The sequence below is a fragment of the Mesorhizobium sp. ESP-6-2 genome (assembly GCF_020164675.1).
In the GTDB taxonomy this organism is placed as follows: Bacteria; Pseudomonadota; Alphaproteobacteria; order Rhizobiales; family Rhizobiaceae; genus Mesorhizobium.
Window position 1 is genome coordinate 1 of the sequence record NZ_JAIUGT010000002.1, and the last position, 22,200, is coordinate 22,200.

At 65.3% G+C, this 22,200-nt stretch carries 16 protein-coding genes and 1 pseudogene; 8 read left to right on the forward strand and 9 right to left on the reverse strand.

Going from position 1 to position 22,200, the window contains the following annotated elements; all coding sequences use genetic code 11:
* Positions 1 to 223: 223 nt before the first annotated feature.
* On the reverse strand, positions 224 to 2,194 hold the full coding sequence (locus tag LB532_RS05045; RefSeq protein ID WP_140642704.1) for an acyltransferase family protein: 1,971 nt from the start codon (positions 2,192 to 2,194) through the stop codon (positions 224 to 226).
* A gap of 210 nt (positions 2,195 to 2,404) precedes the next feature.
* Between LB532_RS05045 and LB532_RS05050 the strand changes: the two are divergent.
* Positions 2,405 to 2,881 (forward strand): annotated as a pseudogene (locus LB532_RS05050) (TOBE domain-containing protein); the annotation flags it as partial.
* 61 nt (positions 2,882 to 2,942) lie between these two features.
* Here LB532_RS05050 and LB532_RS05055 read toward each other — a convergent pair.
* The 4 genes from LB532_RS05055 to LB532_RS05070 form a co-directional block, all read right to left on the reverse strand.
* Positions 2,943 to 3,248, reverse strand: a complete 306-nt coding sequence (locus tag LB532_RS05055) for a hypothetical protein (protein WP_140499097.1) — start codon at positions 3,246 to 3,248, stop codon at positions 2,943 to 2,945.
* Positions 3,249 to 3,474: 226 nt separating this feature from the next.
* Positions 3,475 to 4,140, reverse strand: coding sequence for a GntR family transcriptional regulator (locus LB532_RS05060; RefSeq protein WP_140642705.1), 666 nt, complete (start codon positions 4,138 to 4,140; stop codon positions 3,475 to 3,477).
* Positions 4,141 to 4,432: 292 nt separating this feature from the next.
* Positions 4,433 to 5,464 (reverse strand): hydroxyacid dehydrogenase, encoded by a 1,032-nt coding sequence (locus LB532_RS05065; RefSeq protein WP_140642706.1) that lies wholly within the window; start codon positions 5,462 to 5,464, stop codon positions 4,433 to 4,435.
* Positions 5,465 to 5,780: 316 nt separating this feature from the next.
* On the reverse strand, positions 5,781 to 7,283 hold the full coding sequence (locus LB532_RS05070) for a formyl transferase (protein ID WP_140642708.1): 1,503 nt from the start codon (positions 7,281 to 7,283) through the stop codon (positions 5,781 to 5,783).
* A 265-nt stretch (positions 7,284 to 7,548) separates the two neighbouring features.
* Here LB532_RS05070 and LB532_RS05075 point away from each other — a divergent pair, with 265 nt between their 5' ends.
* The gene (locus LB532_RS05075; protein ID WP_140642709.1) at positions 7,549 to 9,681 is read left to right on the forward strand and encodes a GumC family protein; all 2,133 of its coding nucleotides are present in this window, start codon (positions 7,549 to 7,551) and stop codon (positions 9,679 to 9,681) included.
* A 1-nt stretch (position 9,682) separates the two neighbouring features.
* The gene (locus LB532_RS05080) at positions 9,683 to 11,065 is read left to right on the forward strand and encodes a VpsF family polysaccharide biosynthesis protein (protein ID WP_210239923.1); all 1,383 of its coding nucleotides are present in this window, start codon (positions 9,683 to 9,685) and stop codon (positions 11,063 to 11,065) included.
* A gap of 250 nt (positions 11,066 to 11,315) precedes the next feature.
* Here LB532_RS05080 and LB532_RS05085 read toward each other — a convergent pair whose 3' ends face one another.
* Positions 11,316 to 12,575, reverse strand: a complete 1,260-nt coding sequence (locus tag LB532_RS05085; RefSeq protein ID WP_224556432.1) for a glycoside hydrolase family 5 protein — start codon at positions 12,573 to 12,575, stop codon at positions 11,316 to 11,318.
* The gene (locus LB532_RS05090; RefSeq protein WP_140642711.1) at positions 12,572 to 13,732 is read right to left on the reverse strand and encodes a DUF1972 domain-containing protein; all 1,161 of its coding nucleotides are present in this window, start codon (positions 13,730 to 13,732) and stop codon (positions 12,572 to 12,574) included. The genes LB532_RS05085 and LB532_RS05090 overlap by 4 nt, the downstream gene beginning before the upstream one ends.
* 293 nt (positions 13,733 to 14,025) lie before the next feature.
* Here LB532_RS05090 and LB532_RS05095 point away from each other — a divergent pair, with 293 nt between their 5' ends.
* The 4 genes from LB532_RS05095 (at position 14,026) to LB532_RS05110 (ending at position 19,007) form a co-directional block, all read left to right on the forward strand.
* Positions 14,026 to 15,195, forward strand: a complete 1,170-nt coding sequence (locus tag LB532_RS05095; RefSeq protein ID WP_140642712.1) for a glycosyltransferase family 4 protein — start codon at positions 14,026 to 14,028, stop codon at positions 15,193 to 15,195.
* Positions 15,192 to 16,493 carry a hypothetical protein gene (locus LB532_RS05100; RefSeq protein ID WP_181169475.1) on the forward strand — a complete coding sequence of 434 codons (1,302 nt, stop codon included), beginning with the start codon at positions 15,192 to 15,194 and terminating at the stop codon, positions 16,491 to 16,493. The genes LB532_RS05095 and LB532_RS05100 overlap by 4 nt, the downstream gene beginning before the upstream one ends.
* Before the next feature lie 461 nt (positions 16,494 to 16,954).
* On the forward strand, positions 16,955 to 18,166 hold the full coding sequence (locus LB532_RS05105) for a GNAT family N-acetyltransferase (protein ID WP_140642713.1): 1,212 nt from the start codon (positions 16,955 to 16,957) through the stop codon (positions 18,164 to 18,166).
* A gap of 22 nt (positions 18,167 to 18,188) precedes the next feature.
* On the forward strand, positions 18,189 to 19,007 hold the full coding sequence (locus tag LB532_RS05110) for a class I SAM-dependent methyltransferase (protein ID WP_140642715.1): 819 nt from the start codon (positions 18,189 to 18,191) through the stop codon (positions 19,005 to 19,007).
* 12 nt (positions 19,008 to 19,019) lie between these two features.
* On the opposite strand, the gene LB532_RS05115 is transcribed toward LB532_RS05110, so the two are convergent.
* The gene (locus LB532_RS05115; RefSeq protein WP_140642716.1) at positions 19,020 to 20,207 is read right to left on the reverse strand and encodes an ATP-grasp domain-containing protein; all 1,188 of its coding nucleotides are present in this window, start codon (positions 20,205 to 20,207) and stop codon (positions 19,020 to 19,022) included.
* Between the two features lie 107 nt (positions 20,208 to 20,314).
* Positions 20,315 to 21,580, reverse strand: a complete 1,266-nt coding sequence (locus LB532_RS05120) for an NAD(P)-binding domain-containing protein (protein WP_140642717.1) — start codon at positions 21,578 to 21,580, stop codon at positions 20,315 to 20,317.
* Between the two features lie 342 nt (positions 21,581 to 21,922).
* Between LB532_RS05120 and LB532_RS05125 the strand changes: the two genes are divergently transcribed.
* On the forward strand, positions 21,923 to 22,147 hold the full coding sequence (locus LB532_RS05125) for a hypothetical protein (protein WP_140499061.1): 225 nt from the start codon (positions 21,923 to 21,925) through the stop codon (positions 22,145 to 22,147).
* Positions 22,148 to 22,200: the final 53 nt, after the last annotated feature.

A 22,200-nucleotide genomic window follows, 5' to 3' on the forward strand; every position in this document is an offset into this window, starting at 1 on the left:
GAAAAGCCTCCAAAGCAACAAAAATGGCCGCCCTCAATCCTCACAACAAGCCGCCCGCAATATTGCGCAACAGGCCCCTCGTGGGAGAAGGTGGATCGGCGCGTAGCGCCGAGACGGATGAGGGGTGTTGGACGAAGTGAGACGTCGGTGTTTTCTGGAGCACCCCTCATCCGTCGCCTGCGGCGACACCTTCTCCCACAAGGGAGAAGGGGAAGCTAATGCCTTAGAACAGCGCCTTCTCCAGCGGCTTCTCCAGCGTCTCGGCGAAAGCGGTCGCCAGATGGTGGCGGTCACGGAAGGCGATCTTGCCGCCGATGAAGACATGGCAGGTGGTCTGGTTGCAGAACTGGTCGGTCATATCGACATAGCGGGCGTTCGGAATGCTGCGCACGACGTCGCGCTCCACCGCGGCCATGGCGTCGTTGGCGGCATAGGCGCGCGTCTGGTCGCAGAGCGAGGGCGTGTCGCCGCGCCACAGCGCACGCGCCACGCAGGTGTCAACCTGCTCGTCGTTGAAGGGCACGTCGCGGATGAAGGCGACCTTCAGCCCGGCCTTGCTGAACGTTTCCAGTGTCGAACGCAGGCCAGCCTTCCACTCCGCGTCCTGGTTGTCGGGCTCATCCTTGCCGGCGGCCATCTTGCGCGAACTGGTCAGGGCGATTTCCGAGATCACCACCAGGGCCGGCCTCAGCGCCAGGATCTCCTTGATCGACTGCTCGCGCCACTGGTCGCATTCGGCGTAGTCGCGCTTCAGCTTGCTCGACCATGTCGACAGCCGGGACGCCCGGCACGAGGATTTGAGCCAGGTAACCACCCGGTAATCGCGCTTTTCGGCTGCCTCGATCAGCGGCGTCGACCAGTGGTCGGCATGTGAATCGCCAAACAGCGCGATCGCGCCTTTCGCATCCTTGGCGCCGAACACGCAGGGCTTCGGGGTGACAGTCTCGTAGTCGAGCACGCAGCCGCCCCTGGCGCGCGCGGTGGATGGACGCGCCGCACTTTGGGCGATGACGCGCTGCTCCGGATCGAGTTCGTGAACGGCAAACTTGGCGTTGGCATAGGCCGCGACCACGCCGGCGCCGGTCAGCAGCGCCGCGGGCACGAGCGCGCGGGCGGCGCTCGCCATCAGCCAACCGTTGCGGCGAACGGGGTTTTCGACGACGTGATAGGTGAAGATGGAGAGCATCAGCGTTAGTGCCAGGCAGGCAAACCTGTCCAGCCCGGAAAGCTCCGCGGTGACCATTCTCGCATAGACGATGACCGGCCAGTGCCAGAGATAGAGCGAGTAGGAGAGCTTGCCGATCCATTGCATGGGCGGCAGCGACAAGAGAGAAGCGGGGCTGGCGGCCGGCTTGCCGGTTTCCGTGCCGATTTGGCGCTCGCCTGCCCCGCTGACCAGCAGCAGCACCGTGCCGACGACCGGCAGCAGCGCCAGCAGGCCGGGGAAGGGCAGCGCCTCGTCCAGCAGCAGATAGGCCGGCACGATCAGCGCCAGGCCGAGCCAGCCCTGCGCGGCGCGCAGCTGCGGGTGGTGCCGCAGGAAATTTGCCGGCACCATGGTGGCAAGCCCGCCGGCGGCGAACTCCCAGGCCCGCAGCGGCGAGAAATAGAAAGCCCAGGGCGGCGAGACGTAGGTCAGCCAGGCGCAGACGGCGAACGAGACCAGGCCGGTGACGCCGATGACCACGATAGCCGCGCGCCGGCCCGGCCGCAGCCAGGCGGCAAGAATGAGCAGCGCCGGCCATGCGAGGTAGAACTGCTCCTCGACAGACAGCGACCAGAAATGGATGAACGGGTTGTTGGCGGCATCGGAGGCGAAATAGTCGAACGACCAGCGGATCAGCCACAAATTAATCATATAGGCCGAGGCAAACATCGCGCCCTTCGAATAGAGCGCCTGTTCCTCCGGCGACAGGATGAAGGCGCCGGCGAGCAGCGTGGCGAGGATGACGAACAGCGAGGCCGGCAGCAACCGCCGGGCGCGGCGGGCATAGAAGCGCCACAGGTTCAGCCGGCCGCTCTCGCCGATCTCCTGCAAAAGGTGTCTTGTGATGAGATAGCCGGAGATGACGAAGAAGATGTCGACGCCCGCAAAGCCGCCGGGCAGTGCTGTGAGACCGAAATGATAGGCGACAACACCGGCTACCGCCAGTGCGCGCATTCCCTCGATATCGGGTCGGAACGATGCTGCCACGGCAAATCCTTCGTGCAAGCCCAACCCGTGGCCATTGTCGACCGGGGTGGATCGTATCGCAATGCAACAAATTTTTCGCAATGCAACATAGCAGGAAAAAGGACGCTGGCGGGCCGAAAAGCTGACGCCGGCAAACAAAGACGCTTTCGCGCGTTCCAGGGCTGTCACGCGCTGGGACGGGCGCGTGCGAGTATCCTGGCGTTCAGATCGGCCATGACCATGGCGGACAAGATCGTGGTGCTGCATGATGGCCTGGTCGAGCAGGTCGGCGCGCCGCTCGACCTCTATGACCGGCCGGCCAATCTCTTCGTCGCCGGCTTCATCGGCTCGCCTGCCATGAACTTCATTCGCGGCCGCATCGAGGAAGGCATCTTCCGCAGCGCAGGTGGGCTGACCCTGCCGCTGCCGGCGCCGCTTCACCCGGCGCAGGTCCCGGGCGGGGAGTTGGTCTACGGCATCCGCCCCGAACACATTCGCGCCGGCAGCCAAGGTACGCCGGGCAGCGTCACGCTGCTGGAAGCGACCGGCTCGGAGATATTCGCCAAGGTCGACTGCGGCGGGGAGGAGATAGACTGCCTTTTCCGCGAGCGGCTCGCGCTCAAGCAGGGCCAGCCGGTGCGCATCGAGATCGACCGCGCCTGCGCGCATCTGTTCGACGCCGAAACCGGCCGGCGCATCGGCGCATGACAACACCCCCGGGGACGGGGCTGTTTTCAGAATGGGCTATAAAAGCCTGCTCGCCGCCGGTCTATTTGCTGCCGCCATTCGCCTTGACGCTGCTGCAGAACTCCGGATGGCTGTTGGCGGCGTTGGCGTCCTTGGCCTCATCGTCGCAGGCCGTCATCATCATCTTCTGGTCTTCCGGAGTGAGCGCTTTCCACGCCTTCGTGAACTCGTCGCTGCTGCGCATCTTCTTCATACTGGAGTCGGTGTAGAAGGGCTGCATCTTGGCCGGGTCGTCAAGTGCCGACGTGCCCTTGTTCGCGGCGGCGAGGGCCGAGCCCGCGAGCATCGAAAGCGTCATCGCGCCGACGCAGATCATCTTGATGTTCATGATAGGATCCTTCCCTGTTGCTCTTCGACCGTCGAAGCAACGATCTTCAAAGAAACGGAAGGTTCGGAGGAAAGTTCCGGTTCGCCATGCCCGCCGACGGTCGGTCTGAAGAAATATATTCTTCAACGCCCGCGAAACTTTCCGCTTTTTTCTTCGTTTGGCTCATCGTTAGATTGCAACGGCCGGATTCGCGCATCCGCTGCCGGAGCCTTCTGCCGGCCCGGTTTCAGCCGGCGTCGCCGCTCTCGATCTCCTGGAGATAGAACGCCTTGCTGGGCTGCAAATGGTCGACGCAGAGCTGCGCCAGCACCCAATTGTCCCGGCGCTTGAGCGCCTCGATCATCATTGCGTGGTGCTGGCGCGAGACGTCGAGCTTTTCCCTGTCGGCCAGCGAATTGGCCCGCACCGGCAGGCTGAGGCGCATGTAATGCTCGATCGAGGCCACCAGATAGGCATTGCCGCAGGCCGAGAACATGGTGAGATGGAAACGGTCATTGGCCTCGTGGATGCCGCGCAGATAGCCGCTCTCGACATGGCCGTTATAGATGCGGAGGATCTGCGTCAGCTCTTCGATCAGCGCGTCGCTCGCGGGAAGGCGGATCATCAGCGCCGCCTGGCGCTGCAGCATCTCGCGCACCTCGTAGATCTGCCGCACCTCGTCGGGCGACAGCCGCCGCACCATGGCGCCCTTGTTGCGCTCGCGCGTGACGACGCCTAGCCTTTCGAGCTGGTAGAGCGCCTGTCGGATGGTATGGCGCGACACCGGGAAGCGGGCGAGCAGCACGTCCTCGACCAGGCGCGCGCCGGGCGCCAGCCTGCCGAAGATGATGTCTTCCTCCAGCGCGTGGACGATATCGGCTTCCTTGCCGCCATAATCGATCGTGTTGAGCATCGCGCTCCGTCGCGTTTTCGACAGCCTCATGGCAAGGGCCGCTCTTGCCGCCTTGCCATGGCGAAAAAAGAAAACCGGACCGCTTGGCCGGCCGGACCGATTGGCCCTGGGCGCGCCGGCTGCGCCGTTACCGCCGACGACCCCCTGCCGTTTGCCGAGTCTCAGCTTTCATAGGCGTTGCGCGTCGATTTCTCCCCGATGGGCCGGTCGAGGGTCGTCGCTGGCCATGCTTTTGTCAAGCGACGCGAAGGCGATGCGGAGGCCCGCCGATTTGAGCGGACCCAGCCACCCGTCAGTTCCTGTCCACCGGCTTGGAGCGCATGCGCGAGACCGTTTCGCGCTCGGCGCGCTTGGAGCGCAGCGGCGGCAGGCCGCGATCGATCAGGTCCATGTCCTCCAGCACCATGTCGCCCATGCGCTTGAAGGCGATATCGAGCGCGCCGGCGCGGTGGGCCGAGCGCAGGAAGCCGGGCAAGGCGCGCACCGGGTGGTCCCGCGCCAGCGGTTCTTCGGGGAAGACGTCGCTGGCGGCGAGGATATGGCCGCTCTTCACCGCTGCCATCAAAGCGGGGAAGTCGACCACGCCGGCGCGGCTGAGCAGGATGAAGGCCGCGCCTTTGCGCATCCTGGCGAAGGCGTCGGCGCCGAGGAAGCCCTGATTCTCGCTGGTCACCGAGGCGACGACGAAGACGAAGTCGCTGGCGGACAGCACCTCGTCCATCGAGGCCGGCTCGACGCCATTGTCGATGAGGATCGACGGCGGCAGCCAGGGATCGAAGACTTTTGTCCTGGTGCGGAAACCCGACAGCAGCCGGTTCAGCGCGCGGCCGAGATCGCCGAAGCCGATGATGCCGACATCGGCGCCGGACAAAAGCCGCGCCGTCCGGTTGCCGTCGCCGCCCCATAATTCCTTGCCCTCACGGAAGGCGAGGTCGGCATCGACGATGCCGCGGGCGAGGTTGAGCGCCATGGCAAGACCGAGCTCGGCCACCGGCTCGGCGAACACCAGGCCGGTGGTGACGACATGGATGCCGCGCGCGAACAGCGTCTCATAAGGCATGTTGTCGATGAGGTTGCTCTCGACATTGAAGACGCAGCGCAGCGCCTTCATCTTCTCCAGCGTCTCGGCCGCGATCGGCGGCTGGCCGACGATGTAGCGGGCCTCGGCCAGCACATCGGCCGGCAGGTTCGCCACGCCGTCCGGCGTCGTCTCGACGATGCGATATTTCGCCTTGAAGCGCGCCAGCTGCGGCGGCGTGAAGATGAGGTCGAGCGTGCGTGGTTCGGGCGCGCTGATGACCAGCGGCAAGGCGCTGTCGGACATGGTGAATTCCTCCCGGCGCGATCGTCTGGCGCCCTTCTGCACGCAATCTATCCCGGATTAAACGACTTACAACTGCATCCAGAGGAGGAAAATTTCGCGACAAGAAAGGCGGGATTGCGGCTGGGGCAAGGGGCCGTTCTTGCACAAGGGCCCAAAAAAAGGAAAAGGGAATGCGCTTCTGGCGCCGCAACCAACCTTCGCGCCATACGTTGATCCATGCCGGACCGATTCCGGCTTACTCCAGAGCCTCACCCCGCCGGCCTTGACTGGCGGGGGCTTTTTGCCGGAGGGCCGTATCGACCTTATGCGCAGGTCGTCAGCGCCCGCCGTTCCTTTGCTTCCAGCGCGGTGCAATCGCGGAACCGTCGATGAATTCAAGGCCCCCCGCCTCGTTGAGCGTGTGCAGCTTGCGTCCGCTCCATAGCGCGCCAGGCGTCAAGATGGTCTCGACAACCTGGCTCATGCCGTCCAAATCGAGGTGAACAATGCGTGCAATGCCGAGCGCCGCGCCATAGCTCCTGCGGCAGTCCTGCACGGGGCGCAGCAATTGGCCCCCGCGTTGTACCATGCGGCCCGCCGGCCGCGCCGAGGCGATGTCGATCAGCACGGGGTTCTTGGGGTGCGGCGTCCACGGCCCGCGAAAGTCCGGCGCCGACCACAGATGCAGCGCATCGGAAAACGCCCCGCCGCCGTCCCTGACGGTGGCGAACAGCCACCATCGCCCGCCATGCTCGACCAGGGTGGCGTCGCTGGCGACGATATCTGACAGCAGCGTCGCTTCCTTGACCCAGCCACCAGGGAAGGCGGTGGCACGGTAGAGGTCGACCGTGCGGTTGGCGCAGCTCTCCGGCATCATCCAGACTTCGCCGTCGCGCTCGAAGACGAACGGATAGGACAGGTGATAGGGCAGGTCGAGCACCGGTTCCGGGCGGCCGATCGGCCCCGACGGGCCGAACGGCACGGCGGAGATGATGGCCCTGCCCAGACAGTGGATATAGTCCTCGACGAACAGGGTCACCTTGCCCTGATGCAGGATCGGGAACGGGTCGGCATAGAAGCGGCTGCCGTCGTCGGGCAGCACCTGCCAGCCCGTTGCCGGATGCGCGCGCAGGTCGAGCAGGTCCTGCCCCTGCGTTTGCCGCCAGCCGACCTTCCAGTGCGGGGCGTTGTAGCAGAGATGATAGATCTTCTGGACGACGCGCCGCGCCAGCGTTTTGCCGGCCCTGACGCCAAGCTTGGCGGCGGACGGCATGGCGGGCGCGGCATTGCCGTGCGCCGGCTCCGGCAGGATAGGGAGAGCGTGCCGCGCCGCGCCGGTCATCGCCGCCAGGATCAGGCTCGCGGTGCGCGCCAGCATATCCTGGAACGAGGCAAGCGCGATGCCGCCATATTCGGTGCCCAGGCGGCCTTCGGCGATGTTCGTGCCGTTTTCCGCGATGCGGGCAATCGGCGTTCGCCCATCGAGGATCAGCGCCAGCAGGGCCGCTTCGCCCGCGGCGCCGTCATAGGTCACGCGCCAGACGCGCGTTCCTTCGCGCTGCACGTCGCCGCAGAGGTCGATCACCAGATCGGGCCCCACCGGCGGCGCCCGATAGGGCGCGAGCGCCGAAAGCGGCAGGCGTTTGGCCAGCCCGTTCGCGGGCAGACCATGGATGGCCGTCTCCAGCTGAAACAGCGCCGCGGCGCTGGGTGGTATGGCGCCCTCGGCCGGCCTGAGATCGACGGAGACCTCGACATGCGCCAGCGCCGCCAAGCGCTCCAGCAGCGTCAGGTGGAAGGCACGAAGGCATTCGCTGTCCAGGCGCAGGCTCACCTGCATGTCGCATCCTCATCGTTGTGATGTTCGATATTGGGCCAGTGTTTGGACGCGGGAAACGGCCGGACGAATGAAGCGTTGCCCCATTCCATGTCGTTTCCCCGTTGCCCGCGCCGTTCCAACACCCGTGCCTCTTCTAGGCAAACTCCGTGCCAAAAATCACAAGAGCTCTCAATATAATTAACAGTGTTTTAACAGTTGGAAGCATAGCTAAGACAAAGCCGCAATTTGATCTTTGCAGGCGCATGGAGTGTTGTCGGAGCGACCCTTGCAATCATCCCTGCTCTCGTTGCCGCAACAATACGCTCCGGAGGCGATGCAATACGCGCCCGAAGCGGTGCCGTTGGCGCCGTCCTACCCGGCCTCGACCGTCGAGCTGGGCGACGTGAAGCGCATACTGGTGCGCCGCCGTTTCCTCATCTTTGCCATCACCGCGCTGCTGACCCTCGGCGCACTGCTCTATGGGCTTTTGACGCCGGCGCTCTACAGCTCGGCGGCGGAAATCATCATCGATCCGCAAGACCTGCAGGTGGTCAGCAACGACGTCAATCCGAGCCAGGTGCCGCCCGACGGCGGCATAACCCGTGTGGAAAGCCAGGTCAGCGTCGTCCAGTCGACGGGGGTGCTGCTCAGGGCCATCAAGGCGACCAACCTGACCGAGGATCCTGAATTCAACGGGCAGGGCATGCTGGGACGCTTACTCGGCGGATTGCTGGGCTCGGGGTCGGGCGAAGCCGACAAGACGGCCAAGACGCTCGATGCGTTGCGCGCCCGCCTGGCGGTGCGGCGAGCGGACAAGGTGCTGGTCATCGAGGTGATTGTCACGACCAAGAACGCCGAGAAGTCGGCGATGCTGGCCAATGCGATCGCGCAGGCCTATCTGGCGGATCAGGCGAGCTCACGCGCGCGGATGGCCAAGGACGCTTCGGACGCCATCGCCGCGCGACTGGATGAGCAGCGCAAGCGCGTCCAGCAGGCCGAGAATGCCGTCGAGGCCTACAGGTCCGCCAACAACATGGTGATGGCGGCGGGCAATCTGGTCAGCGACCAGGAACTGACCGAGCTCAATACGCAGCTTTCGGCGGCGCAAAGCCGCACCGCGGCGCTGAAGGCGCAGGTCGACCAGTTGCGCAGGTCGGGCGGTGCGCCGGACGCGACCTCGGAAGCGATGCGCTCCTCGGTGATTTCGAGCCTCAGGGCGCAGGAGGCGACGCTTGTCGACAAGGTATCGCAGTTCGGCACGGAACTTGGGCCACGCCATCCCTCGATGATCGCGGCGCAGCAGCAACTGCGCGACACGCGTGCGCTGATCGCGCGAGAGCTCGGCCGCATCGGGGCGGCTGCCGAGACCGACTACGAGCGGGCGCTGGCCAACCAGCAGGCGCTGGAGGCCAAGGTCGCCGGCATGAAGGCCAAGTCGCTCGATACGGACCAGGCTTCGGTCAGGCTGCGCGAGCTGCAGCGCGATCTCGAGGCCGTCCGCTCCGTCTATGCCAACTATCTGCAGCGTGTGCAGGAGACGCGCGAGCAGATCAATGTCGACAGCACCAATGCGCGGATCATCTCCAGCGCCATGCCGGCCCTGAAGAAGAGCTGGCCGCCGCTGTCGCTGCTTGTCCTGGGCGCGCTCTTCGGCGGCCTGGGGCTCGGCACCGGCCTGGCGCTGATCGCGGAATATTCCTCGCCCACGGTGCTTTCCAGCGCGCAGATGCAATCGGCCATCGACGCGCCGGTGCTTGGCGTCGTGCCGGCAAAATCGGGCAACGCGCGTCGCTGGTGGCCTTTCGGCGGCACGGCCGCCGCGGCCAGCCAGAAGACGGACGCGGTTGTGGGGCTGGCGCTGAGGCGCATGTTCTCGTCGGGCCGGCGCCCGCCGGACTGGCCGCTGGTGCCGTCCATATTGGTGACGTCGCCGCCCGAGGACGCCGCGCATCGCGGCAGGGTGGCGCGCTTGCTGGCCAATGCCGCGGCCGCCCGGGGCGGCCGTATCCTGTTCATCGATACCAATGCCGGCGGCGGCCAGAAAGATCAGCAGCCGGGCGTGCTCGACGTGCTGCGCGGCGAATACGGCATCGAGGCGTTGAGCCAGTATACGCCCGGCAGCAATGTCGCGCTTTTGGGCAGGGGCCGGTCAAAGGCCGTCTTCCAGGAAGCGCAGGGCGTCTATTTTGCCCAGCAGATGTTGGCCCAGGCGGGCCGCAACTTCGAACTCGTCGTCATCGATGGCGGCGCGCTGGCCGACAATCTCAATACCTCGCCGCTGGTAGCGATGGCCGACGAAATCCTGCTCGTCGCCACGCTGAACTCGACGCCGATGCGCGATGTAGCGGCGGCCTCGCAGGCCATTTCCGTCATGGGGCGGTTGCCGACCGGCGCCTTGCTGGTCGACGAGGCGGCCTGACATGGCCGCCGTCCGGCCCGCCAGCCCGGCAGCCGGCTGGGCCGCGCCGGGTCAAGCCGCCGCCGCATCCCGCGCCGGCGGTTCCGTCGACTGGGTGACCCGCTTCGGCCTGGTCGTCATGGTGGCGGTGCTGTTCGCCGTTTCCGGCGGCATGCTATGGCTGGTGGGCTACAATTACGACGGCCTGCTCGGCAGTCCGGCCACCAAGATCCATCCGTCGACCTATCTCCTGGTGCTGGTGTTTGCCTGGCGTTCATGCACGTTCGGCAATCCGGTCGGCTATATGGCTGCCGTTGCCGACCGGCGGCCGGCCAGTGCGCTGATGGCGGTCATCTCGGTCGTGCTCCTGGTGGTGGTCGTCGTCAGGCATCGCCCGGGCATGGCGGGCATGGTCGATACGTTCGTGGCGGCGGCGCTGCTGGTGCTGATGCTGGCCGAGGACGACGACCGGACCTTCGCGCGGCTGCAGACGGTCGTTCACGCGGTGATGTCGGCGAATGCGCTGCTGGCGCTGTTCGAGTTCGCGACCAAAACGCTGGTGTTTCCCTATAGGCTCGACGGTGAGGTGTTCACCGACCTGCGCTCGACCGCGCTTCAGGGCCATCCGCTGGCCAATGCGACGATCACCGCGGTCTATGTGCTGGCGCTGCTCTCCGGCTCACGGTCGCTGTCGATGCCGCTGCGGCTTGCGCTGATCGGCCTGCAAACCGCGGCGCTGGTCGCCTTCGGCGGACGCTCGGCGATGGTGACGACGCTCGTGCTCGGCGGCATCTATCTGCTTTTCAGCGGCGTGGCCTATCTGCGGCATGGACGCGTCAGCCTGCTGGGCGCGGCCCTTGCGGTCCTGCTCGCCACGCTGCTGCCGGTGGCGGTCGCCCTTCTCTTTTCCTACGGCTTCTTCGACGCGCTGCTGGAACGCTTCGTGTCCGACAGCGGCAGCGCCAATGCCCGCGTCGAAATGTTCGACCTCTTCAAGAATCTGGGGCTGGGCGACCTGATCGTGGGGCCTGATATCGATCTGATCGAAAGCATGCGCCGCATCAACGGCCTGGAACAAGGCATCGAGAACCCGATCATACGCATGGTGCTCTATCAGGGCGCCTTCTTTACCCTGCTTATGCTGTTCGGCTTCGTGCTGTTCATGCATGAGGTGGCACGCCGCTGCCATCCCGGCATCTGGCTGCCCATGCTGGGCTGGCTGATCCTGCTCAACACCTCCGAGACCCTCGCCTCCAAGACGACGCTGCTGACCAAATTCGTGGTGCTGGCGCTGGTGCTGTACCGGCCGGCACGGGCGGGAGTAAAGCGGCCTCGCGACATGCATGAATTCTCAACGTTGGTGGCTAGCGACAGGCCCTCGCTTCTTCGTCATCCTAGGGCGTAGCAGGAGCATAGCTCCGTCGCGGAGACCCTAGGATCCATGCCGTGACGGATATGAAGGATACCACGGTCCGGACCCTGCGTCTCGCGCGTCTCGTCCCGGTGGGCAGGGGTCAAAGGAGAAGCGCTACCTCCACGCGCTATTGCTTTGCACCGCTACGGCGCCGTGGTGTCGCGGCATGGATCCTAGGGGTCTGCGCTGCGTCGCTTTGCTCCTGCTTCGCCCTAGGATGACGAAGAAAGGAGGAAGCCACCTATCCCGGCATCGTCAGCCCGAGCGCCTCGACGATAGCGGGGTCCAGCGCCCGGGTTGTGTCGTCCATCATCCCCATGCCATCGAACAGGGCCCAGAAGGCCCAGGCAAAGCCGAACGACTCGGCGCTTTGCCTGACGTCGGCGATGTAGCGGGTGCGGTCGGGATTGGGCCCGGCGACATAGCGGGCGTCGGTGCGCAGCGCGCCGAACTCGCCCATGATGATGCGTTCGGGCGCGATGTCATGGCTATCGGCCCAATCGCGCGCCTGGCTGAGATATTTGTCGATGAACCAGCGGTCGGGCTGGGCGTCAAAATAGACCTTCAGCGCGCGCTCGGTTTCCGCGTAGGCGGCTTTCTTGTCCGCTTCGGACGTTTCGTTGTCCTTGGCCATGCGCGCCCGCACCGAAGCCAGCGTCGCCTCGAGCGAGCCGGCCGAGGCGGGCCACGGCACGTTGTTGAGCGAGCGGTAGACGGGTTCGTCCATCCAGGGCGCGCCCTGGTGGCTGAACAGATAGGGTTCGTAGAAATGGAAGGTGAACAGGATCGGTTCGAAGGGCGAGAGCGGCGCCGGATCGAGCGCGGTCAGCCCGCTCACCATAGAGCCGCAGCCGCCGGTCACGACCAGCGGCAGGGTAGCGGACGATGCCCTGGCTTCGGTCAGGAGCGCGAGCTGGACCTGAGACCAGACGTTGGACTCGCAGGATTGCTGCGGCTCGTTGACCGGCTCCAGCGCGACCTTGCCCGATGGAAACCGCGCCAGCCGGCCGGCGAGCTCGCCGATCAGGACCCTATAGAGATCGAAGGCGGGCGCGGCGGTGCTGGAGACCATGCGGTCCGGATTCCAATAGTGGGTGGCGCTATTGGCCTGTACGTTGACGATGATGCCGAGGTCGGCGTCGAGGGCGGCGGTGACGGCCCGATCGAGCATCGCCAGCAAGCGGCCATGCGTGCCGGCATCGCCGGCCAGGAACGGGCCGGGATCGACCGGCAGGCGGATGAAATCGAGACCCGTCGCGCGCAGCCGGCGCAGATCGGCCGCCGTCGGGACCGGCCGCTGCTGGAATGGAGGCCAGTCGTAGTCGGTACGGGGTGCGGGGAATTCGCGGGTCAGCGAAAACCAGGGGAAGGCGTTGACGCCGCGCCGGAAGCGCCATTCGCCGGTGGCGGCCAGGCTGGACGACACGGGAGAAAGCGGCGCGAACAACGCAGCCGTGGACAGCGCCGCTCCGAGAACCCGCCGGCGCGACCACGTCGTCATGCGTGCGAGGGATGGTCGACCGGGACGACCTCCCCGGCGACGACGCCGAGCAGCCGAAAGGCTTCATTCTCATAGGCCAGCAGCACGTCTTCCCAGCGGAAGGCTTCGCGGGCGCGCGCCCTGGCGGCCTCACCGCAACTCTCGACCAGGGCGTCGTCTTCGATGGCCCGATCGATCCGGCCGGCGCAAGTGCCGGTGTCGGTGAAATAGAGGGCGGCGGCGCCCGCGGTCCACCTGTTGTAGGGATTGTCATGGGCGATCACCATGTTGCCGGCCGCCAGCGCCTCGACCAATGACGGGTTGGTGCCGCCGACCGTGTGGCCATGCATATAGGCGCGCGCGTGGTACCGCAGCGCCTTCACTGTCGCCTGGTCATAGATGGCCCCGGGCAGAACCACCGAGCCGTTCGCGGCCTTGCGAATGGCGGCGTGATAGGGGATTTCATCCGAGAGCGTTCCAAGCACCACCAGCTTGATGTCGCGCTTTTTGCTGCAAAAGGCTTCGACGATCGGCAGGATGTTGTTGTCGGGCTCGATGCGCGCGATCGAGATCAGGTACTTTCCAGGTTCGAGCCCGAGCGCCCTGACCGGTGCCTCCGGCGCCGTCGTTACCGGATCGCCGCCATAGGGGATGGTGACGATCGCGCTGCGCGGCCGGCGTGTCGCCAAATGATCGGCGATGACAGGATGATCGGCGACGAGGCGATGCGAGGTCCAGGCGCCGATCCATTCGTTGAGCCAGAACCAGCTTCGCGCCGCCAGGCCCCATTTGGGGCGGCGCCATTCGATGCCGTCCATGTTGGTCATGATCTTGCGCCGCATCAGCCTGAGCCAAGTCAGGAAAAGCGCGCCATTGTAACCCAGCACGAGGCACACGCCGGGCCGCCGCACGGCATCGCGCACGCATTGCCAGTCGAATTCCAGCGTCGCGCGCGGACCTTTCGAGGCGACCTGAATGTGGATGAGTTCGATGCCGCGCCAGGTTTCGCTGCGCACCCTGTGCTCGACCTGATCGACCTCGTCCTGGCAGTAAACGCCGACCCTCCAGCCGCGTCCGGCGAGGAAAAGCGCCAGCTTCTCGGCGAAGGTTTCAAAACCGCCATGGGCTGCGGGTATGCCGCGCGTTCCCAGGATCAGGATGGAGGGCTTTGATGTCATGGCCGACGGGACTTTCCGGAATGTTCACTGCACCAGAACCCACCCTGCAACTTCCAGCCGGGCAAGAGTGGGAGCAACTGTCGCAGAACGTCGTAAAAAATTCTTACCAAACGCCGGAGTTGTTTCATTATCGGTCAACTTTCCAGGCGTATCTGTGTCGAAACGAGGCGTTGCCGGGGTTCCTCGGCCAAACGGCCCGGGAAAGCGGACCGGGCATGATCCTTGCTCCTGGGCTTCGGCAGCCATCTGCCTCGCGCGATGCAGGATGGGTATGAACCTGGCGGGATATTAAGATGCGGATTGCCTGCGTTCATCAGGGCTACGAACTCTATGGCTCCGACCGAAGCTTCGCGGAGAGCGTCGCAGCCCTGCGCGCCGCGTTTCCGTCCGCCGACATCGAAGTCGTGCTGCCGCGCAGCGGGCCGATCGTGCAGATCCTCGAACCGCATGCCAGCCGGATCGTCTTCGAGCCGCTCTGGGTGCTGCGGCGCCAAGCCATCCTGCGCCTCGCGACCATCGAGATGGCGCGTTTGCCGGTGGCCGTATGGCGGGCATGGCGACGCCTCAGGCACTGCGACCTGGTCTATGTCAACACCTCGATCGTGGCCGACTATGCGCTGGCCGCCCGCCTGCTGCCTCACAAGGCTGTCCTGCATATCCACGAGATTCCCGAAGGTTTCATGCGCACGATCCTGGTCGCTTTGATGCGCTGGAGCCATGCCGACCTGATCTTCAATTCACGCGCGACGCGCGCGGCCTTCGGCATTGCCGGCCGTTCACGCACGCATGTGGTCTATAATGGCGTTGCCGGCCCGCCGGCGGCCGAGCCGATGAGCTATGACGGCAGCCGGCCGTTGCGGGTGCTGCTGCTCGGCCGCATCAACAGGATCAAGGGCCAGGAAGTGCTGCTCGAGGCGGTCGCCTCGATGCCGCCGGAATTGCGCTCGCGCATCGAAGTGCGGTTGGTGGGCGGCGCTTTCGAAAGCACCGAGCGCGAACTGGCCTTGGCCGAGCTGGTGAACACCATGGGATTGGCCGATCGCGTCAGCGTGCTGCCGTTCATACCAGACCCCTCGCAACACTACCGCTGGGCCGACATCGTCACCGTTCCGTCGCGGCGCCCGGAATCCCTGGGCCGCGTCGCTATCGAGGCGATGGCCTATGGCCGGCCGCCACTGGTGTCGGCGATCGGCGGGCTGGTCGAGGTGGTCAGCGACGGCGAGACCGGCTGGCATGTTCCGCCTAATAACGCCGCCGCCCTTGCCGCGAAATTGCAGGCGATCATCCTGCGGCCCGACACCTGGCGTGGTTTTGTTGCCGCCGGCCGCGCGCGCTACGAGACCGTCTTCAGCGAAACGGTCGCAGCTGCGGCGATCGCCGCGATCGCCGCCGACAAGTTGAAAGTGACGATAGCGAGGCCGGGCAGGCCGGCAACCGCTCGCCAGGCGGAGACCCGGCCGTGAAATTCCCGGTCCATCTGGCGCGGCGCCTCGTGCTGATGGTCGGCGGCGAGGCGATGCAGAGCGGCTTTCACTTTGCCCTCAACATCGCGCTGCTGCACATACTGTCGGCGCAAGGTTACGGTCTCTTCGCCATCGGCATGGTGATGGGCGGCGTCGGCCTGTCGTACATCCGCTCGCTCACCGCCGTCCCCGCTTCGATATGGATGGGCAAGAGCACCAACAGCGCCGGTGTCGATGCCCATGACGTGGCCTTCGGGACCGCGGCGCTGGTGGTGTCGCTGCTGATGGCGGTCGGCACGGCGATCCTGATGCATCTGCTGGGCGATCCGAGCGGCATCGCCGCCGGCTGCTTCGTCGGCGCATGGTCGCTGCGCAGCCACATGCGCACGGCATTGTTCGCTCGGCGCCAGCAGGTGATCGTCTCCATCAGCGACGCCGCTTTCACGATCACCGGCATCATCCTGACCGGACTGACCATGTGGCTGGGGAAGGACGCGCTGCAAACCGTGTTCTATGCGCTTGCGGCCGCAAATCTGCTCGGCATCGTCGTCCTGGTTCGGCTGGCGCGCCGCACACCTCGCATCAGCTTCCGCATGCCGACGCGCCGCCGCTATACAAGGCTCTGGCCGCAGCTGCGCTGGTCGGCGTTCAGCGCGACCACCACAAACATCCAGGGTCAATGCCTGGCCCTGCTGGTCGCGGGCATTGCCGGACCCGCCGCTTACGCACCGCTGGCGGCGGTCCTCGTGCTGTTTGCCCCACTGCGCATCATCAGCCTTGCTCTCTTCAACATGACGCAGCCGGAGCTGGCGAAGCTGATGCGCAACAACGAAACAAGCCGTGTCTGGGCGCAAGCGAAGATCTGGTCGCTGGTCATGGGGATCGGTGGCCTCGTCTATGGATGTGCCATCCTATTCGTCCTGCCGATGATAAAATCCCAGGCCCTCCAGGATGCCTCGGTCGGATTCATCGGACTTTTCGTGATCGCGAATTTCATCCCGGTCATGCTTTATGTCATGCCTCGCATCATCCTTGAGATCCTCGGCGATTTCCGGACCGTCGCGTTCATCACGACTGGTGGCGCAATCGTCGGGCTGGCGCTGATCGCAATCCTGCTGGCAATTGCGCCTCCGCCGTGGTCGCTGTTGGGTTCCGCGGTCTCCGAAATCTTCGTCCTTGCCGCATCATGGTATTTCGCGCGTCACCGCATATGGAACATCGAGCACCCGGACCAGCAGCGCGACAGCTGGTTGGGCGGATGGCGGCGGTCAGTCCCGTTCGCCCCGGTAAAACGGTAGCAGAGACCATGGCAGAAGGCGCTCCACGAGGAGGCCTGCCGTTTGCCGTCGGCGTGGTCTCCGCGAACGACCCAACATGGCACGACTGATCGGTGCAATTTCTGATTATCCATCAACGCACCGTTCATGCTTTGATGCTAGCGGTCGACCTGAGCGCAAGTGCCCAACGTCTCACCGGGCCTCATGGCAGGTCGACGAGCTGTGCACGCGGGCAAAGGTTAGACTATTTCGGCCGTCGGCCGGTAGGCGAAACCAACGAACATAAATGGGCGCCAAAGGTCTGGTCCTGACCGAACTTTGCCGTGGTTTACGATGCGGGGGTATCGCAAGCGCTGCCATTAGTCCGCAACCGTGGCTTTCGTGCGCTCCAACGCACGGCTGTCCGAGGCGGTCCGGAGTTGGCGGGGTTTACACTGCTTGCGTGGACGATGTTGATGGCCGGCCGGGAGGACAGGAGAAGCATGTGGCAAGCCACGGGAACGGCTCCCAAGACGGATCTATCCGACGGGTTATTGTCCCGGACTGCCGCCAGGGCCGGTACAGCCGCGCGCTTCAAAGCCCGGCTGCACACCGGCCTCGACACTGTAAAGCCGCTCTGGCTGCGGTTTCAGGCCGATGGCGTGTGCACCGCGCATCAGCATTATGCGTGGGTCGAGGGGATCGCCAAACGGCTGATGCCCAAAGGCGCGGAACTGCTTGTCGTCGAGGTCAACGACGCCGCCACGGGCGCGCCGGTCATGCTTTTGCCGCTGATGCGGCGCCGGGCGCTGGGCCACTCCGTGATCGAATGGCTGAGCTGCGGGGTCTGCGATTATTCGGCACCGCTGCTGGCGGATGACAGGGCGTGGAGCAGGCAAGGCGCCGACGCCGCATGGGCGGCAGTCCGCGCCGTGCTGCCACCGGCGGATCGCATCCATATCTTGGGAATCCCGCAACAGATCCAACGAGTCGCCAATCCTCTGGCGCTGCTTTCGGCGGCGCACGATTCCCTTCAGATCACCTCCGGCCTTATCCTGCACGGCGAACCGGAAACGCTCATCAAGCGCATCTGTAGGCCCTCCTTCGCCAAGAGCTTTCACAAGCATTGCCGCCGCCTCGAAAAGCTCGGCGGCCTGAGCCTGGTCGAGGCCGACACGCCGGCGCTGACGGAAACGCTCTTTGACACGCTCCTCGAGCTGCGGCTGAAGCGGTTTCGTGAGCTCGGCCGTTTCGATCTTTTGACGCAGGAACCTGTCGTCGACTTCTACCGAGATGCCGCGCTGCATGGCCTTTCCGACGGCTCGGTGCGCATCTTCGGATTGCGCGGAGGGGAAGCCTGGCTCGCCGTCATCTATGTACTGGTCAGGAAAGGCACGCTCCATACCCTGTTGCTCGGGATCGACCAGAATGCCGTTGCCCCGCCGGGACTGACGACATTTGGCAAGCTGATGATGTGGGGGCGCGGGCACGGGTTCGACTATTTCGACCTTTCGGTCGGCAGCCAGGGCTATAAGGAGCACATCGGCGCCACCAGTTCGGTCCTGGCCGAACTGTGCCAGTCGATGACACTGCGGGGATGGGGCGCCACCGCCTACATTTCGCTGCGCTGCCGGATCGAGCTTTTCATTCGCTCCAAACCGCGGCTGCTCAAGGCCGGCCAAGGCCTGGTGCGCGGCCTGCGCCGCCTGCGCTGACAGGCAACCGAGCCGATATGCAATGAACCGTGAAACGCACAGCATCGATTTGCAGGACCGATCGAGGGGGCGCATCGCAAAGGCGCTGCGGTTCGTCCGGCAGCAAGGAATCCTCGAACCGTTCCGGCTCGTGCGGCGGCATGGCCTCGGTGACAGCGGCCGCTTCGTCGCACGCAACATCCGCCATCTCGTTGCCGACCGGCTGGCGCGCCAGTGGGATCGCGACAATGGCGTCGACACGGCGGGTTCGATCCGGCTCGACGCGCTCGATGTCGTCGGGCCGCACCGGGACCAGGGCAATGAATGCGTCTGCACGTCGCCCAGATCCTTCGCCTTCATCATGGACAGGCTGACGGACGATCTCGCAGACTACACTTTCATCGATATCGGTTCGGGCAAGTCGCGCACGCTCCTGCTGGCGTCGCACTACCCGTTCGCCGCGATTGTCGGTGTGGAGTTCGCGCGGGAGCTCGTCGCCATCGCCCGGCGCAATATCGAGCTATACAAGAGCCCGGCCCAGAAATGCCGCGAGATTGCGGTCATCGAAGCGGATGCCGCGACGTATGAGTTCCCGCCGACGCCGCTGCTGGTCTATTTCTACAATCCCTTTTCCAGGGATGTGTGCGAAATCGTGCTGGGCAATCTCATGGCGTCGCTGGAACGGCACAAGCGGCCCTGCCTCGTCGTTTACGGCAGTTCGAGCCACAGGGCCATCGACTGGGCGAAGCCCGCTATCCGCGATGCCGGGTCTTTCCAGCAACGCGTGACGCCGCCCATGCCGCGTTTCCTCGACGCGGTGCGGACCATCGACTACGCGATCTTCGACTACCGGCCATCATAAAGGGCGATTTTGTCAGCGCCGGCGGCCGGTCGGGTTCAGCAGCCGTTTCGTCAGCACCCGCCATGCCGTCAGCGGCAGCTCGATCAGCCCCGGCAACAGATCGTTTGAGGCGAACGCCGCCCAGGATCGAACCGTCGCGAACGAGTTGAGATAGGCCGCGATGCCGAGGCTGCCGCGCCACATCAGCGTCACGGATGAAACAGCGTCGCGGGCAAGATACATCCATGCCGTTCCCGGGCGAGCGCTAGCGGCCGCGGTGGCCCGGCCGTTCACTGTTTCCCACAGCATCGCGCCCAGGTCGACGCCAGCAGGCGCGCAAAGTCCGAACCAGGACCAGGGGCGCGGATTGACGTCGAGAAGCTTGAGCCTGCCGTCGCGACAATCGTGCTTGAATTCGACCTCGACCAGGCCGCTATGGCCGATCGACGACAGCAATGTGCGCGCGGCGGCGACGGCGCGGGGCTCGTCGACGATCTCGACGAAGGTGCTGGTATAGCCGAAGTCGACCGGATATTGCCGCGAGCGGCGCGCGGTGAACTCCGCGATCGGCTTGCCCTCGTTCCAGAGCGCGGCGTAAGAGAATTGGCTTTCTCCCCCACCTGGCACGCGCTCCTGCACGACGACGTTTTGGCCGCCGATCTGTTCGGCCGCGTCTTGATAGGCGGCAAGAAACGAGGCCCTGTCGTCGGCCTGGACGACCTTGGCCCTTGCGATGCGGGTGTTGCCGCCGCCCATGTGGGGCTTGAGAACGACCGGAAAGGCCACGTCCTGGGACGAAGCCTGCGCAAGGGATGCAATGTCATAGGTCCTTGGAATGGACAAGCCCAACTCGGTTGCCCGCCTGTAGAGGAACGGCTTGTCGCAGACCCATTGCAGCGCCTCCCAGGAAGGCAGCACGATCCTGTAGAGCGCCGACAGGGCGGCGAGGTTCTCCGATACCAGACGAACCTCGGGATCGGCGGCCGGGATCAGGAGGCATCCCTCCAGACGGTGTTTACGCGCCACTTCCAGCAGAAACGGCAGCGCCCGCTCATCGGTTGGGCCGGGCCAGCGGATGGTGACTTCGACAAATCGCGACCAGCCTGGCAGCGGCGAATCATTGGTGATGTAGGTTAGGGGCACTTTTTGGGCGCCAAGGCTGCGCGCCAGGGCAAGCGTGCCGTGCGCACCACCAAGAAACACTGCGCCTGACGTCGCCAAGCCTCCACCCTCACATGTTGTCCGGCACGGCCGGTTGCCCAGCTCTTCCGCTTTGAGAGGCGAGAGCCCCGCCTGATCGCGCTGATACATGGCGCGGCCGGCGACCCTCAACGCGGCTTCGGGCCGGCGGGCAGCGAGGCTTCGCCCAGTCTCACGGTGGAGCGTCGCGCGTTCTGGCCCTTGCTTCTCGCGCCGCGTATGAAACGGGTGACGGCCCGCGCCGCATACGGGGTGGCGGCGGTGAAACGCATCAACGGGCCAAAACTCGCGACCGCGCCGGCGCCGACAAAATGCAGGCCGGGAATGTTCGATTCCAGCCCCGCGGAAAGGATCGGCGATCCGTCGCGGCAGGCAATCGCGTCGAGGAAGTCGGGGGCGAAGAGCCCAAGCTTGCCGATGTCTATGCGATAGCCGGTCGCGAGCAGGACGTGATCATAAGCGGTCGACCCGTTCTCGAACCGCAAGTCTATTCCGGAGTTGCTGGCGGAGGCGCCGACGATCATGCGGCCGGCCTTGACCTTGATGCCGCCGAAGTCCGGCAGCAGCCAGCCCGACGCGCCGGCCCTGAGGCCACGCGCATTGACCCAGCGTCGTGCCGCCGCCGGCAAACCATGCACGAGACCCGGCGCCTCGATCAGCCAGGACAACGGGAAGGGACCGACGCGCGAGGGCGACGCCAGGAGTTCCTCGGCGGCGCCGAGCACATTGCGGCCCCGGCTGCTGGACGGCGCGCCCAGCCAATGGATGTCGCCCCGGCAGACGAGTTCGACGTCGGCTCCCGCCTTTCTCAGCAGGACGGCGGATTCGCAGGCGCTCTGTCCGCGTCCGACAACGGCGACATGCTTGCCGGCAAAGGCTTCGAATCCAATGTGCGCGCTGGTGTGGCTGACCAGTTCGGAGGGCAGGCCGGTGAAGGCGGCGGGCACCAGTTCCTGGTTCTTCAGGCCCATGGCGACGACCACACGCCCGGCGCGAACCGCATCGCCGTCGGCAAGGATCAGCCGGAATCCCGCATTGGTCCGTTCGACACGGCTCACCATGCGCGTGTCGAGATCCGGAATCGCCTGAGCCTGAACCCACATTCCATAGTCGACGAAATCTTGCCGCAGCAATGGCTCGCGCAATTGGACGCGCTGGCCGCTGGCGTAGGAATCGAGGGACAGCGGGCCGTTCGGGTTGCCGATAAAGGTTGCGCGCCAGGGCGAGCGAAGCCGCATGCCCCGAGGCATGTTCTCGCGCCAAAAGCCCATCGGGCTGCCAAAGGCAAGCACGTCTACATCAGCTGCCCTGAGCGCCGTGGCGACGCCAAGTCCGAAAGGTCCGGCGCCGACAACAGCCACTTCACAGTCATTGCTTCGTACGGAAGCGGTCATGAACCTCGTTCTCCTGGATGGCCGCACCATCCCCGCGCCGCTCTGACGCATTGGCGCCGCGTCCGGAGCCCGCCCTATTCCTAGGCGCGCCGAGGTTAACAATGCGGAAAGCAGAAGCGCCGCGCCGCCTCGCCGCATATGCCAAACAAGATGTCATATTGTTCCAGCCCGCAGGTTCGCGGACATAATCGAGCCGATGCCGTCGGCTATGCTTGCGTCTTGCAGGGAAGCCGCCGCGGCGAGGAAATTGACACCCGCGCCGCTCTCCGCCATCCTTGGGGCCAGTCGCCGGACCGCGAAGAGCGGTCGAGTTCCGTGTCAGGGCGACCGAGGGCGAAGCGCATGTCCAGTGCCGTGAACAGCCAGAACTCCAAGCGCGCCGCGGTGCGCAAGGCGCTCGACCGCCACAAGGTCTACATCACCGCGCAGAGTTTTTCAGGCGGCACCTATAGGGCGCGCGTGCTGGTCGATGGCGAGGCCTACTGGGTCGACGAATTCCGCTTGAGCCAGCTGCGGCAGGGCCTGTCGCCCGCTGAGCTCGAACTGACGCCGGCGGCCGACGATTGAGCGTGGTGACTGGTTGGCAGCGACGTTTCGGCTAGTCACCCTGATACATGCCG

What these genes read in the sequence shown, in the direction of transcription:
- LB532_RS05060 (WP_140642705.1), bottom strand. Translation starts at nt 4,140, where the DNA reads ATGCTCAACACGATCGATTATGGCGGCAAGGAAGCCGATATCGTCCAC.
- LB532_RS05055 (WP_140499097.1), bottom strand. Translation starts at nt 3,248, where the DNA reads ATGAACATCAAGATGATCTGCGTCGGCGCGATGACGCTTTCGATGCTC.
- LB532_RS05085 (WP_224556432.1), bottom strand. Translation starts at nt 12,575, where the DNA reads ATGACGACGTGGTCGCGCCGGCGGGTTCTCGGAGCGGCGCTGTCCACG.
- LB532_RS05065 (WP_140642706.1), bottom strand. Translation starts at nt 5,464, where the DNA reads ATGTCCGACAGCGCCTTGCCGCTGGTCATCAGCGCGCCCGAACCACGC.
- LB532_RS05125 (WP_140499061.1), top strand. Translation starts at nt 21,923, where the DNA reads ATGTCCAGTGCCGTGAACAGCCAGAACTCCAAGCGCGCCGCGGTGCGC.
- LB532_RS05090 (WP_140642711.1), bottom strand. Translation starts at nt 13,732, where the DNA reads ATGACATCAAAGCCCTCCATCCTGATCCTGGGAACGCGCGGCATACCC.
- LB532_RS05080 (WP_210239923.1), top strand. Translation starts at nt 9,683, where the DNA reads ATGGCCGCCGTCCGGCCCGCCAGCCCGGCAGCCGGCTGGGCCGCGCCG.
- LB532_RS05110 (WP_140642715.1), top strand. Translation starts at nt 18,189, where the DNA reads ATGAACCGTGAAACGCACAGCATCGATTTGCAGGACCGATCGAGGGGG.
- LB532_RS05120 (WP_140642717.1), bottom strand. Translation starts at nt 21,580, where the DNA reads ATGACCGCTTCCGTACGAAGCAATGACTGTGAAGTGGCTGTTGTCGGC.
- LB532_RS05070 (WP_140642708.1), bottom strand. Translation starts at nt 7,283, where the DNA reads ATGCAGGTGAGCCTGCGCCTGGACAGCGAATGCCTTCGTGCCTTCCAC.
- LB532_RS05095 (WP_140642712.1), top strand. Translation starts at nt 14,026, where the DNA reads ATGCGGATTGCCTGCGTTCATCAGGGCTACGAACTCTATGGCTCCGAC.
- LB532_RS05105 (WP_140642713.1), top strand. Translation starts at nt 16,955, where the DNA reads ATGTGGCAAGCCACGGGAACGGCTCCCAAGACGGATCTATCCGACGGG.